Here is a 13,764-nt window from a genome sequence, read left to right as displayed (position 1 = left end):
GTCCTATAGGTCAAATATTGCTGGTGTCGGGCGGTTTGATCGGATAAACGAAATCCGAACAGTGAAATAACGGAAACGGAGTTGTGCCGATGACCGAGCACATGCAGCAATTCGTCCGCCTGCCACAGCAACCGCCCCAGAAACGCGGCGTGGCGGAGCGGCGCGAGGATTTCGGCGAGATCTATCGGGAATTCGATCAGGCCGGCGCCAGCGCCCAGGCGAGCCGTTGCAGCCAATGCGGCATTCCGTTCTGCCAGATCCACTGCCCGCTCGGGAACAACATCCCCGACTGGCTGAAACTGTCCGCCGAGGGACGGTTGGAGGAGGCGTATGAAATCTCCGCCGCGACCAACACCTTCCCCGAAATCTGCGGCCGCATCTGCCCGCAGGACCGGCTGTGCGAAGGCAATTGCGTGATCGAAAAAGGCTTCGAGAGCGTCACGATCGGCGCGGTCGAGCGTTTCATCACCGATACCGCCTTCGAGCAGGGCTGGGTCCGGCCGATCCGCCCGCGGCGCGAACGCGCGCAGTCGATCGGCATCATCGGTGCCGGCCCCGCCGGTCTCGCCGCCGCCGAGGCGCTGCGCCGCCAGGGCTATCAGGTCCATGTCTATGACCGGCACGACCGGATGGGCGGCCTGCTGATCTATGGCATTCCCGGCTTCAAACTGGAAAAACCGATCGTCGAGCGCCGCCGCCTGTGGCTGGAAGACGGTGGCATCCGGTTTCACCTGAACCAGGACATCGGCGGCACGCTGAGCTTCGAGGCCCTGCGCGGCCGCCACGATGCCGTGCTGATCGCAACCGGCGTCTATAAAGCGCGCGAAATCGCAGCACCGGGGTCGGGCCTGCGCGGCATCGTGCCGGCGCTCGATTATCTGATCGCCTCGAACCGCAAGGGATTGGGCGATGACGTGCCCGATTACGACTCCGGCCTGCTCAACGCCGCCGGCAAGCGCGTGGTGGTGATCGGCGGCGGCGATACCGCGATGGATTGCGTGCGCACCGCCATCCGCCAGGACGCCGCCTCGGTCACCTGCCTCTATCGGCGCGATCGGGCAAACATGCCCGGCTCGATGCGCGAGGTGGCCAACGCGATCGACGAGGGCATCGAGTTCACCTGGCTCGCCGCACCCGAGGCGTTTCTGGGCGATGATCACGTCACCGGCGTGCGTGCGGTGCGGATGCACCTCGGCCTCGCCGATGCCTCGGGCCGGCAGATCGTCGAACCGGTCGCCGGGTCGTCCTTCACGGTCGAGGCGGATCTGGTCATCAAGGCGCTGGGGTTCGACCCCGAAGACCTGCCCGGCGCCTTCAACGAGCCCGGTCTGGCACTGACCCGCTGGGGAACGCTCAAGGTCGGCTCGAAGGATTTCATGACCGCGCTGCCCGGCGTGTTCGCTGCCGGCGACATCGTGCGCGGCGCGAGCCTGGTGGTCTGGGCGATCAAGGACGGGCGCGACGCCGCGGCCGCGATGCATCAATATCTCGAACAGAGCGCGTCGTTCGCGACCGCAGCGGAGTGAAGGCGATGACCGAAGAGACAGCCGCGGAATTTCTCGCAGCCTGGCACAGCAACGTGGCCAAACTCGCCGGCAGCTACGATGCCGCGCAGGAGCACGACAATTGCGGCGTCGGCCTGATCGCGGCGCTCGACGGCCGGCAGCGCCGCGACGTGGTGCTCGCGGGGATCAATGCGCTCAAGGCCGTCTGGCACCGCGGCGCGGTCGACGCCGATGGCAAAACCGGCGATGGCGCGGGAATTCACGTGGAAATACCACAGGATTTCTTTGCCGATGCGGTGGAGCGCGGCGGCGACCGGATGCGCCAGGGCCCGATCGCGGTCGGCATGGTCTTTCTGCCCAAGACCGATCTTTCCGCGCAGGAGCGCTGCCGCCAGATCATCGAAACCGAGATCCTGAATTTCGGCTACCGCATCTACGGCTGGCGGCAGGTGCCGATCGATGTCGCCTGCATCGGCGAAAAAGCCAATGCAACGCGGCCGGAAATCGAACAGATCATGATCTGGAACGCGCTCGGCAAGGCCGAAGCCGATTACGAGCGCGATCTCTACATCATTCGCCGCCGCATCGAAAAATCCGCGATCGAGGCGCAGATTCCCGAACTCTATATCTGCTCGCTGTCATGCCGCTCGATCATCTACAAAGGCATGTTCCTCGCCCAGAGCCTGACCGAATTCTACCCCGATCTGCTCGATGACCGGTTCATCTCACGCTTTGCGATCTATCATCAGCGCTACTCCACCAACACGTTCCCGACCTGGCGGCTCGCGCAGCCGTTCCGCACGCTGGCGCACAACGGCGAGATCAACACGCTGGCCGGCAACGTCAACTGGATGAAAAGCCACGAAACCCGCCTGTCGGCCGCCGTGCTCAACAATCATCTCGATGACATCAAGCCGGTCATCCAGGCCGGCAGCTCCGACACCGCGACGCTCGATGCCGTGTTCGAACTGCTGATCCACGGCGGGCGCGACGCACCGATGGCAAAGACGCTGATGATCCCGCCAGCGATGGGCAGCAATGCCACGATGAAGACCGCCCATCGCGACCTGATCGCCTATTGCAACGCGGTGATGGAGCCGTGGGACGGGCCGGCCGCGATCACCGCGACCGATGGCCGCTTCGCCATCGCCGGGCTCGACCGCAACGGCTTGCGCCCGCTGCGCTTTACCAAGACCAGCGATGATCTACTGATCATCGGCTCGGAAACCGGCATGGTGAAGCTCGATGAAATCCGCATCGTCGAACGCGGCCATGTCGGTCCGGGCGAGACCATCGCGGTCGATCTCGCCAGCGGTCGGTTTTATCACCATAACGAAATGATGGATGTGCTGGCGGCGCGACAGGATTTTGGCGCCTGGACCAAGCGGATCACCGTGATCGATCACATCGTGAAGACCGATGCGCCGGAGCCCGTGCTGTTCGCCGGCGAAGACCTCCGCCGCCGGCAGCTCGGTGTCGGCTACACGCTCGAGGAACTCGAACTGATCCTGCACCCGATGGTGGAGGACGCGGGCGAGGCGATCGGCTCGATGGGCGATGATACGCCGATCGCGGTGCTATCCGAGCGTTATCGGGGGCTGCACCATTACTTCCGCCAGAATTTCTCGCAGGTGACCAATCCCGCGATCGATAGCCTGCGGGAATCGCGCGTCATGTCGCTCAAGACCCGACTCGGCAATCTGGGCAACGTGCTCGATGAAGATTCCGAGCAATGCGATCTGTTGCAGCTGGACAGCCCGGTTTTGTCGACCGCCGAGTTCGATGCGATGCGCCGCACCATGGGCGTCAATGCCTGCGTGGTCGATTGCACGTTTCCGGTCGCCGCCGGCGAGGCCGGGCTGCGCGCCGCGATCGAACGCATCCGCCGCGAGGCCGAGGAAGGTGTCCGCGCCGGCCGCACCCATGTCATTCTGACCGACGAAGCCTTCAACGAAACCCACGCGCCGATCCCCATGATCCTCGCGACCGGCGCGGTGCACACCCATCTCGTGCGCCAGTCGCTGCGAACCTTCACCAGCCTGAACGTGCGCGCGGCGGAATGCATGGATGTGCATTATTTCGCCGTGCTGATCGGCGTCGGTGCCACCACGATCAACGCCTATCTCGCGCAGGAAAGCATCGCGGACCGCCACCGGCGCGGCCTGTTCGGCACGCTGTCGCTGAAGGATTGCGTCGGGCGCTACAAGAAGGCCGTGAGCAAGGGTCTGCTCAAGGTGATGTCGAAACTCGGCATCTCGGTGATTTCATCCTATCGCGGCGGCTACAATTTCGAGGCGATCGGCCTGTCGCGCGCCTTGGTCGCTGAGTTTTTCCCAGGCATGCTCTCGCGAATCTCCGGCATCGGCCTGCCCGGTATCGCCCACAAACTGCTCGAACTGCACGCGACCGCATGGGATTCCGATGCGGTGACCCTGCCGGTCGGCGGCGTGTATCGCCTGCGCCGCCAGGGCGAGACCCATGCATTCGATGGCGGCATGGTGCACATGCTGCAAACCGCGGTCGCGACCGATAGCTACACGCTCTACAAAAAATACGCCGATGCGGTGCACAGCCAGGCCCCCGTCGCGCTGCGCGACCTGCTCGATTTCCGCCGCGAGGGTCTGACGCCGATTCCCGTCGATGAGGTGGAGAGCATCACCGAGATCAGAAAACGCCTGCTCGCACCAGGCATTTCGCTCGGCGCCCTCTCGCCCGAAGCCCATGAGACGCTCTCGATCGCAATGAACCGGATCGGCGCACGATCGGATTCCGGTGAAGGCGGTGAAGATGCCGAGCGCGCGAAACCCCGCGCCAACGGCGATAACGCATCCTCCGCGATCAAACAGATCGCCTCCGGCCGGTTCGGCGTCAACGCCGAATATCTCAATAATTGTCGCGAAATCGAAATAAAAGTCGCCCAGGGTGCCAAGCCCGGCGAAGGTGGTCAGTTGCCCGGTTTCAAGGTGACCGGTCTGATCGCCAAGCTGCGCCACGCGACACCCGGCGTCATGCTGATCAGCCCGCCGCCGCATCACGATATCTATTCGATCGAGGATCTGGCTCAGCTGATCTATGATCTGAAACAGATCAACCCGCAGGCCAGCGTCTGCGTGAAGCTGGTTTCACGATCCGGTATCGGAACGATTGCCGCGGGTGTCGCTAAGGCAAAAGCGGATGCGATCCTGATCTCCGGCCATTCCGGCGGCACTGGCGCAAGCCCGCAAACCTCCATCAAATACGCCGGCCTGCCCTGGGAAATGGGCTTGTCGGAAGCGCATCAGGTGCTGATGCTCAATCGCTTGCGCCACAAGGTGAAACTGCGCACCGATGGCGGCATCAAGACGGGGCGCGACGTGGTGATCGCCGCGATGCTCGGCGCCGAGGAATTCGGCATCGGCACCGCATCGCTCGTCGCCATGGGCTGCATCATGGTGCGGCAGTGCCACTCCAACACCTGCCCGGTCGGCGTGTGCACGCAGGACGAGGCCCTGCGCGCGAAGTTCGAAGGCACGCCCGAGAAAGTCATCAATCTGTTCTCGTTCGTGGCCGAGGACGTCCGGCATATCCTGGCCTCGCTCGGCGTGCGCCATCTGGCAGATGTGATCGGGCGCACCGACTACCTCCACCAGGTCTCGCGCGGCTCCGAGATCCTCGACGACCTCGATCTGAACGCGATCCTCGCCCAGGCCGACCCCGGCCCGCACGCACGCTACTGCACGCTCGAAGGCCGCAACGAAGTGCCCGAAACGCTCGATGCGCAGATGATCGCCGATGCCGGCGCGTTTTTCGAACGCGGCGAGAAAATGCAGCTGCAATACGGCATCCGCAACACCCACCGCGCGATCGGCACCAAGTTTTCATCACGCATCGTCCGGACCATGAAGGGCATGGACCTCAAACCCGATCACGTCACGGTGCGCCTGCGCGGCGCCGCCGGCCAGTCGCTCGGCGCCTTCGCGGTCCAGGGGCTGAAACTGGAAGTCTTCGGCGACGCCAACGACTATGTCGGCAAAGGCCTGTCGGGTGCGACCATCGTGGTGCGCCCGGCACCATCCTCGACCATGATCAGCAACGAAAACACCATCATCGGCAACACCTGCCTCTATGGTGCCACGGCAGGCAAATTATTCGCCGCCGGCCAGGCAGGCGAGCGCTTCGCCGTCCGCAACTCCGGTGCCACCGCCGTCATCGAAGGCTCAGGCTCGAACGCCTGCGAATACATGACCGGGGGCACCGTGGTCATTCTTGGAGCGACCGGCGATAATTTCGGCGCCGGCTTCACCGGCGGAATCGCCTTCGTCTACGACGCCCACGATGATTTCGAACTGCGGATCAACCCGGAAACACTATTGTGGAACCGCGTTTCCGAGCCCTACTGGGCCGACCACCTGCGCGCCCTGGTCACCGAACACGCCCGCGAAACCCAGAGCCGCTACGCCGAAGCCTTGCTGAACGCATGGGACCGCACCATCCAACATTTCTGGATGATCGTCCCACGCGATTACGCAAAATTCCTGCCCGTGCCAATGATGACGGCAGACCGCGTGCTGGTGCCGGCGGAGTGATGCCCGTCGGTGGTGTGGGCGGCTGAAGCAAGTAAGGCCAGGGCTCTCCCTCCGGAGCCGTTCCAGCGATGAAGAGCATCGCTGGAACCTTCGGCTCCTCCGCCCCTGGACCCCGTTAAAGGCCCCGCGGGCAAGATGCCCGCTATCATACGATGAGGCGCGCGACGCGCGCCGGGCTTTAAAATCCATTAGTTTTAGGCAAGGGGAGGCGACCCAAGCCAGATCAGCTTAGCCACCGAGGCAGCGCCCTCCCCTTGCCTAAAACTAGCGGGTTCTAAGGGATCGAGGCGACCGTGGCCGAAGGCCGCGTAAGCGCCGAGATGCCCTTAGTGGGGGTCGAGGGGGCAAAGCCCCCCGCCTTGCTTGCTTCAAGCGCCCCCCACCACCGGCCAGCATCACCCGCAATGCGCCGCTACGAACTGCCTGAGGGCGCGGCCGCGGTGGCTGAGGGCGGCTTTTGTGGGTTTGTCCATTTCACCGAAGCTCTGGGTTGCGCCGGCGGGGATGAAGATCGGGTCGTAGCCGAAGCCGCTGGCGCCGCGGGGAGTGGCGGCGATGTGGCCATGGCAGTAGCCGAGGTAGGTTGCGGTTTTGCCATCCGGTGTGGCGAGGCAGATGGCGCAGGCGAAGGCGGCGTGATCGTTGGTGCGGGTCGCCGCGATGATGCGCGCCATCGCCTGATCGTAGCCACCGGCTTTGGTGGCGAAGCGTGCGGAGTGCACGCCGGGGGCGTTTCCCATGGCACTGACCAGCAGGCCGGAATCATCGGCGAGCGCCCAGGTATTGCTGGCGCGCGCGGCTTCGAGAGCCTTGATTTGTGCATTGCCCGCGAAATCCGGCGCGGTTTCCGCCGGCTCCGGCAGGCCCAGCGCGCTCGATGCGACGCAGTCCAATCCGAACGGTGCCAGCAGCAGGGCGAACTCCGCGAGTTTGCCTGGGTTGTGGGTTGCGATGATCAACCGCTGGCCGCGTTCGAGCCGCATCACGCCGTCTCGATGGCCGCGGTCTGGGCGGCGAACAGGGCGGCGGTGCCCTGGCGGGCGAGGCCGAGCAAGGCGGCGAATGCGGCGTCGTCGAAGGTTGCCTGCTCCGCCGTCGCCTGGATTTCAACGATGCCGCCCGCGGCCGTCAGCACGAAATTCGCATCCGCCTCGGCGTTGGAATCTTCGGCATAGTCGAGGTCGAGCACCGGGCTGCCTTCGAAAATACCGCAGGATACCGCGGCAACCTGGCCGATCAGCGGGTTGGCCTTCAGCACGTTGTTGGCCTGAAGTTTCCTGATGGCGAGCGCGAGGGCGACGTAGGAGCCGGTGATGGCGGCGCAGCGGGTGCCGCCGTCGGCGTTCAGCACGTCGCAATCGAGGGTGATGCTCATTTCGCCGAGCAATTTCCGATCGACCACGGCGCGCAGGCTGCGCCCGATCAGGCGCTGGATTTCCTGGGTGCGGCCGGATTGCTTGCCACGTGCGGCTTCACGGTCGCCGCGGGTGTGGGTGGCGCGTGGCAGCATGCCGTATTCCGCCGTCACCCAGCCGAGGCCGGTGTTGCGCAGGAACCCGGGCACGCGGGACTCCACGCTGGCGGTGCACAGCACTTCGGTGCCGCCCATCCGGATCAGCGCCGAGCCTTCCGCGTGGTGGGAGAAGCCGGTGACGATTTCAACGCGGCGCAGCGCATCGGCCGTGCGGCCGCTGGGTCGTGTGGGGGCGTTCATGAAAGGCTCTCCGGTGAGGGTGCTGCGATTACTTGATTTTCGCCCCGCGATAGCCTCTTCTTGCCCGATGGACCAGTCACCCCCGCGACCGCCGCGCACGTTTCAGTCAGGCGCCCCGACCAAGCGGCCACCCGGGCTCGATGCCCGATCGGCCGCGGTGCTGCGCGAAATCGTCGAGCAATATGTCGAAACCGGTGAGCCGGTGGGCAGCCGCACATTATCGCGCCTGCTGCCGCTGGGTCTGTCGCCGGCGACGATCCGCAATGTCATGGCCGATCTGACCGAGGCCGGACTGCTGTTCTCGCCGCATATTTCGGCGGGCCGCCTGCCGACCGACCGGGGTTTGCGGCTGTTCGTCGATGGGTTGCTGCATTTCGGTGAATTGTCCGATGAGGAGCGCGAGCGGATCGAGGCGGCGCTCGCGCAGTCCGGCCGGTCGGTGCAAGACACGCTGACCGAGGCATCCACCCTGCTGTCCGGCCTGTCGTCGGCGGCGGGGATCGTGCTCGCGCCGAAATCGGAAGGCGCGATCAAGCATATCGAATTCGTGCCGCTGAGTTCCGGCCGGGCGCTGGTGGTGCTGGTTTCGGCGGATGGCCAGGTCGAGAACCGGGTGATCGAGACGCCGCTCGGCCTGCCGCCTTCGGCGTTGCAGGAGGCAAGCAATTATCTGAACGCGCAATTGTCCGGCCTGTCGTTGGCGGATCTGCGGCGGCGGGTGGCGGCGGACATGACCGCGGACCGTTCGGCGCTCGATTCGATCGCGGCCGGCATTGTCGAGGCCGGGCTCGCCACCTGGTCGGGCGAGGGGCGCGGCGGGTCGTTGATCGTGCGCGGCCAGGGGCGGTTGCTGGCCGATATCGACCAGGTCGAAAAGCTGGCCGCGCTGCAGCAATTGTTCGAGCGGCTCGAGGCGCAGGAGACCATGCTGAAACTGCTGGAACTGGCCGAACAATCGGACGGGGTGCGGATTTTCATCGGCGCGGAGAGCGGCCTGTTCGGGGCGTCCGGCATGTCGATGGTGGTCGCCCCGGCGCGCAACCGGAATGATCGGATCGTCGGCGCGATCGGCGTGATCGGCCCGAGCCGGATCAACTACGGCAAGATCATTCCGGTGGTCGATTACACGGCCCGCGTCATCGGCCGCCTGCTCGGCTGACAGCGCGGCCCACCGGACGCGCTGGGTTCGGCTCAATGGTGTTCGGCCCTGACGATCAGGATGCGGAAGCTCCCCGGTGCGAATACGGGCCTGCCATAGGTTTTGCCCGGTGCCGGCGGCAGGGTTTTGACGATGGTGGCGGCCGAGAGATACGCGGTCTGGGTCGCCTGATCGAACGCCATGGTGCGGGCGGTGGGCGCGGTTTTCAGGGTCTGGACGATTTTATAGCCGCTCTTGCCGGCGGCGCCGATCACCGTGAGGGTGCCATCGATGCTGGGGGCGAAGGCGAGGTTGCGTGAGGGGTCGAACCGCATCGCATCGGAAAATGCCGGGATCGGCAGGGTTGCCAGGATGCGCCCGGAGCGCGCCGCGACGACATCGACCGCGTGATTGCGGCAGGAGACGAACAGCCGTTCGCGGGCACGATCGATCGCGAGACCGGTGGGGCCGTGGCAGGTGGGGGCCACGTCGATCCGCCGGATGATCGTGAGGGTGCGGGTGTTCACCACCGCGATCTGGTCGGCCGAGTTGAGGTTGAGATAGGCGGTGCCGCGTCCATCGGTGACGATGAATTCGGGATCGGCGTGGAACGGAATGCGCTTGATGATTTTGCCGGTGCGGGCATCGATCGCGATCAGCGCCTGGGTTTTTTCATTGGGCACGAAAACGCGTTCGGTCGCGGGGTCGTAGGCGATGGCGTCCGGTCCGGGGGCGACGTCGATGGTCTTGATGGGTTTTAGGGTTTTCAGGTTGAACATCGTGACCGTGCCGGCGATGCCCGCGGTTGCGAAGCCGCGATTGAGGCGCGGCGCGAGCGCGATGCCGTGGGCGCCGTCGATCGGGGCGATGGTGGCGATGGGTTTGCGGGTCGCGGTATCGACCACGACGACGCGATCGCCCTCCGCCGCAAAGAGGCAGTTGGTGCCGGGCTGGGTGGTCAGATAGTCCCATTTCACCGGGCCGGCGATCGGGATGCTGCCGGTCACGGCGAAGTGCGGCGGGGCGGCGGCGGCGATCGCGGGCAGGAGTGACGCGGCGAGCGCGAGGGCCAGGCGGAATCGTGTCATCGATGATCCTTGATGTTGAACGATGCCCGGTTTGTGAAATGCCCCGGTGCGGGATGCAACCGGGGGTGACGCAGTGTCATTGATTTGTCACTGCGGCGGTGCGGGGCGCTGCCAGGCGAGAGGCAGGCCAGCGATGTCGACCGCGATCGATCGCACACAGGTCGGCAGATGGATCACGCCGTTGCCATCGGTCCAGCGGGCGGTATCGCCGCTGGCGCGGGGGTGAAAGCCGGAATGGACGAGATCGTCCGGATTGAAGCGGCGGCGGCCGGCGCGCAGGGCGGTGATGGCGACGCCGAGTTCGCGCCGGTCATCCGAGGCAGGATCGAAATGCGCGGGGATGAAGCGGTGCGAGCGGATGACCGCGCGGCCACCGTGCACCAGCGGTACGGCGAAGCGCCCGGCGGCATCGCGCGCGGCGGGCCGGCCATCGATCCAGAGACTGACCGTGGCGGCGGCTGCCGGGGTAAAGCCGAGCGCGCAGGCCCGGTCGTGCAGGGCGGCGCGGCTGCGGCGCAAGCGGCCGCCGGCGGTGACCAGCGGCGCGCAGGCATCGCGGTCCCAGCGTTTCTGCCGCACCGGCCATGAGGATGCGGTGCTGAAGCCCGCGCGGTTGCCGGTGTCGAGATAGGTTTCGCAGGGTGCCGCTTCGGCCAGCACGACGTCGTGGCGGGGCAGTTCGATGTGGTGATAGGTGACCGCGAGGCAATCCTGTTCCTGGATGATCGTGGCGCCGTTGACCAGCAGTTTGGCGGGGATCAGCACGCCGTCCAGCGCGATGGCGTGATCGGGCGAGACCCGCAGGGCACGGCGCGGCACGCTGTGCGCGAGCGCGCCGGCCGCGATGCGGATGGGCTGCACCCGGTGGGGTGCGGGATGGGTCGCGAGATCCGACGTGTGCTGACCGACCCAGACGATCGGCTGGATGCCGCCGCTCGCGGTGATCACCGGATCGCCGACCGCAAGCTGTTCGACCGGCCGATAGCCGCTGGGGGTGAGGATGGCGGTGCCGCGCGCGAAGCAGGGCGGGTCGTTGCCCGGGGCGGGCGCGCTGGCCGCGGCGATGACCAGGGCGCTGCCGCTGCCCGAGGCGACGACGCTGAGGGCCGGCGTGCCGGCCAGCGCGAAACTACCTTCGACGACGCCGGTCGCGGTCTCGATGGTGACCTGGCCGTTGGCCTCGGCGATGCGGGCGTCCGCCAGGGTCGGCAGCAGCAGGACATCGCCGCTGGTGAAGCCGGTGAGCGAGACCGCGGCCCCGAGCAGCGGATCGGCGAGGGCGAGTGTGCCGCCGGCGAAGCTGATTTGCTGGTCGGCCACGCCATCCCCCAGCCAGGCCAGCGCGTTATCGGCGAGATCGATGGTGCCGCCGCCGGCGAGCGCGCCGCCGTCGAGCATGAGCGTGCCGCCGGCGAGCGCCAGGGTACCGGTGTTTTCGAATTCGGTGCCGGTGATGGCGAGCGTGGCGCCGGTTGCGAGCGCGATGGTGCCGGTGTTGGCGAAGCTGGGCGGCGCCGCGCCGGTGAGGCCGCTGAGCGCGCCGAGCTCGACCACGACGCTGAGGCTCGATGCCGCGCCGAGCGCGATGACGCCCTGGTTGACCACGGAATCGTTCGCGAGGAGCGCACCGTTGCCCGAGAGGGTGAGTGCGGCCGATGAGCCGAGCACCACGGCGCCGTCGTTGCCGCTCAGCGCGGCACCGCCGGCGAGGGCGAGGCTCGCCTCGATCGTGACCCCGGGGTCGAGCAGGGCGGTCGTGCCGGCGATGGCGGCGGCGACGCCGGCGCCCGGCACCACGCCACCCGACCAGTTCGCCGGATCGCTCCAGTCGGCGGCGGGGGCGCTGATCGGGTTGAATGTCTCGCTCGGCACGGTCATCACGCTCTCCCGGCAATCACCGGTTGTGTTTTGCGCCGATGCCTGCCCCGTGAGGCGGTTATTGCGCCTCGATCGGCGTGAGTGTTAGCAAAACCGGTCGCGGGTCACAACGAAATTCGACGGGTCCGGGACGATGATGGTGCATTATCTAACGAATCGCCGCCGGATGCTCCGTGCAACGCCAGGTTTTATTCGGCACCGCTCTGCGCGGCGCGCTGGGCCAGGCGGAAGGGTGCGGCGGGGTAGACGCCGAGGATGCGGATTTCGCGGGAGAAGAAATTCAGCTCTTCGAGGGCGAGGCGGACGTCGCGCTGTTCGGGGTGGCCGTCGATTTCGGCGAGGAACTGGGTGGCGGCGAACTGGCCGCCGACCATGTAGCTTTCCAGCCGGGTCATGTTGACGCCGTTGGTGGCAAAGCCGCCGAGCGCCTTGAACAGGGCGGCGGGCACGTTGCGGACGCGGAAGACGAAGCTGGTGATCAGGTTATCGGTCTCGACCGGCGGCAGGCGGGGGGTTTTCGCCATCACGTAGAAACGGGTGGTGTTGTGGGCAGCGTCCTCGACGTTGCGGCGGAGGATGTCGAGCCCGTAGATTTCGGCGGCGAGCGACGAGGCGACGGCGGCGCTTTCCGGCCGGTTCCAGCGCGCGACCAGCTCGGCCGAGCCGGCGGTATCGGCCTCGACGATGGTTTGCGCGCCCAGCTCGCGGACCAGGGCGCGGATCTGGCCGAGGGCGACGGCGTGGGAGTGAATTTTCCGAACCTCGGCCAGCGTGGTTCCGGGGACGCCGAGCAGGCAATGCTCGACGCGCTGGAAATGCTCCGCGATGATCGACAGGCCCGAGTCCGGCAGGAGGGTGTGCATGTCCGGCACGCGGCCGGACAGGGAGTTTTCGGTCGGCAGCATGGCGAGGGTTGCGGCACCGGAGCGGACCGCATCGATCGCGGCTTCGAAGGTCTGGCAGGGCAGGGTCGCCATGCCGGGGAAGGCGGTGCGGCAGGCGAGATCGGAATAGGCGCCGGGGACGCCCTGGAAGGCGATGGTGTCGGTCATGGGTCAGTGATGTCCTTGGCGGCGAGTGCGCGGCGGGCGCGGGCCAGATCGTCCGGCGTGTCGACGCCGAACGGCGCGTGGGCGATGCGGGCGGCGCCGATCCGCAGGCCGAGTTCGAGGGCGCGCAATTGTTCGAGTTTCTCGCGCCGTTCGAGCGGCGAGGGCGGGGCGGCGACGAAGCGTTCGAGCGCCGCGCGGCGGTAGGCGTAGACGCCGACATGATGCCAGAGCGGCCCGGCGCCGGAGGGGATGATGTGGCGCGAGAAATAGAGCGCGGGCGCGATGTCGCCGGCTTCGAAGCCGCAGGCGGCTTTGACCACCTGATCGGCCGCGGCTTCATCCGGGCTGGTGATCGGGGCGACCAGGGTTGCGATGTCGAAGCCCGGGTTATCGAGCACGGCGAGCAGGTCGTGCAGGGTGGCGGGGTCGAAGCCCGGCAGGTCGCCCTGCAGGTTGATCACGATGTCATGCGTGCGGGCCGGGTCGAATTCGGCGAGGGCCGCGGCGATCCGATCCGAGCCGCTGGGCAGATCGGGATCGGTCATGATCGCGATGCCGGCTGCCTTTCGCACCGCTGCGGCGATGGCGGGTTCGGCGCAGGCGATCACCACCGGCCCGACCGCGGCGGCCTGGGCGCGGCGCAGGACGTGGACGATCATCGGCAGGCCGGCGATGTCGGCCAGCGGTTTGCCGGGCAGGCGAGTCGAGCCGAGCCGGGCGGGGATCAGGATGATCGGTGATGGAATTGCGGCCTCCCTGCGTGCGATCACGTTATCGCTTGTCGCACTTTCCTAAATCGTTATACATCCCCCGGTAAAGCTCTG

9 protein-coding genes are annotated in these 13,764 nt (G+C 66.6%); 3 read left to right on the top strand and 6 right to left on the bottom strand.

Annotated elements, in window-relative coordinates; translation table 11 throughout:
• The first annotated feature begins 89 nt into the window (after window positions 1-89).
• Complete coding sequence (locus tag AruPA_RS01260) at window positions 90-1,526, top strand: NAD(P)-dependent oxidoreductase (protein WP_265634368.1); 1,437 nt, start codon at window positions 90-92, stop codon at window positions 1,524-1,526.
• 5 nt (window positions 1,527-1,531) lie between these two features.
• Window positions 1,532-6,070 carry a glutamate synthase large subunit gene (gltB, locus tag AruPA_RS01255; RefSeq protein WP_265634366.1) on the top strand — a complete coding sequence of 1,513 codons (4,539 nt, stop codon included), beginning with the start codon at window positions 1,532-1,534 and terminating at the stop codon, window positions 6,068-6,070.
• A 395-nt stretch (window positions 6,071-6,465) separates the two neighbouring features.
• Here the strand turns inward: gltB and rdgB are convergent, their stop codons facing one another.
• On the bottom strand, window positions 6,466-7,053 hold the full coding sequence (rdgB, locus tag AruPA_RS01250) for an RdgB/HAM1 family non-canonical purine NTP pyrophosphatase (protein ID WP_265634364.1): 588 nt from the start codon (window positions 7,051-7,053) through the stop codon (window positions 6,466-6,468).
• Complete coding sequence (gene rph / locus AruPA_RS01245; RefSeq protein ID WP_265634362.1) at window positions 7,053-7,784, bottom strand: ribonuclease PH; 732 nt, start codon at window positions 7,782-7,784, stop codon at window positions 7,053-7,055. The genes rdgB and rph overlap by 1 nt, the downstream gene beginning before the upstream one ends.
• 67 nt (window positions 7,785-7,851) lie before the next feature.
• Here rph and hrcA point away from each other — a divergent pair, with 67 nt between their 5' ends.
• Window positions 7,852-8,943, top strand: a complete 1,092-nt coding sequence (gene hrcA, locus AruPA_RS01240) for a heat-inducible transcriptional repressor HrcA (protein WP_029314034.1) — start codon at window positions 7,852-7,854, stop codon at window positions 8,941-8,943.
• A 32-nt stretch (window positions 8,944-8,975) separates the two neighbouring features.
• On the opposite strand, the gene AruPA_RS01235 is transcribed toward hrcA, so the two are convergent.
• From AruPA_RS01235 to AruPA_RS01220, 4 genes are all read right to left on the bottom strand, one after another.
• Window positions 8,976-10,010 (bottom strand): YncE family protein, encoded by a 1,035-nt coding sequence (locus AruPA_RS01235; RefSeq protein ID WP_265634360.1) that lies wholly within the window; start codon window positions 10,008-10,010, stop codon window positions 8,976-8,978.
• A gap of 87 nt (window positions 10,011-10,097) precedes the next feature.
• Window positions 10,098-11,888 (bottom strand): Hint domain-containing protein, encoded by a 1,791-nt coding sequence (locus tag AruPA_RS01230; RefSeq protein ID WP_265634359.1) that lies wholly within the window; start codon window positions 11,886-11,888, stop codon window positions 10,098-10,100.
• 188 nt (window positions 11,889-12,076) lie between these two features.
• The gene (locus AruPA_RS01225) at window positions 12,077-12,940 is read right to left on the bottom strand and encodes a prephenate dehydratase (protein ID WP_265634358.1); all 864 of its coding nucleotides are present in this window, start codon (window positions 12,938-12,940) and stop codon (window positions 12,077-12,079) included.
• A complete protein-coding gene (locus AruPA_RS01220; protein ID WP_265635112.1) occupies window positions 12,937-13,686 on the bottom strand; it encodes a 3-deoxy-manno-octulosonate cytidylyltransferase in 750 nt (249 codons plus the stop codon). The genes AruPA_RS01225 and AruPA_RS01220 overlap by 4 nt, the downstream gene beginning before the upstream one ends.
• Between the last annotated feature and the right edge of the window lie 78 nt (window positions 13,687-13,764).

Source organism: Acidiphilium sp. PA, assembly GCF_026191915.1.
Classification (GTDB): Bacteria; Pseudomonadota; Alphaproteobacteria; order Acetobacterales; family Acetobacteraceae; genus Acidiphilium.
The sequence above is the reverse complement of the archived record's forward strand: the minus strand, read 5'-3'. Positions and strand labels throughout refer to the sequence as shown.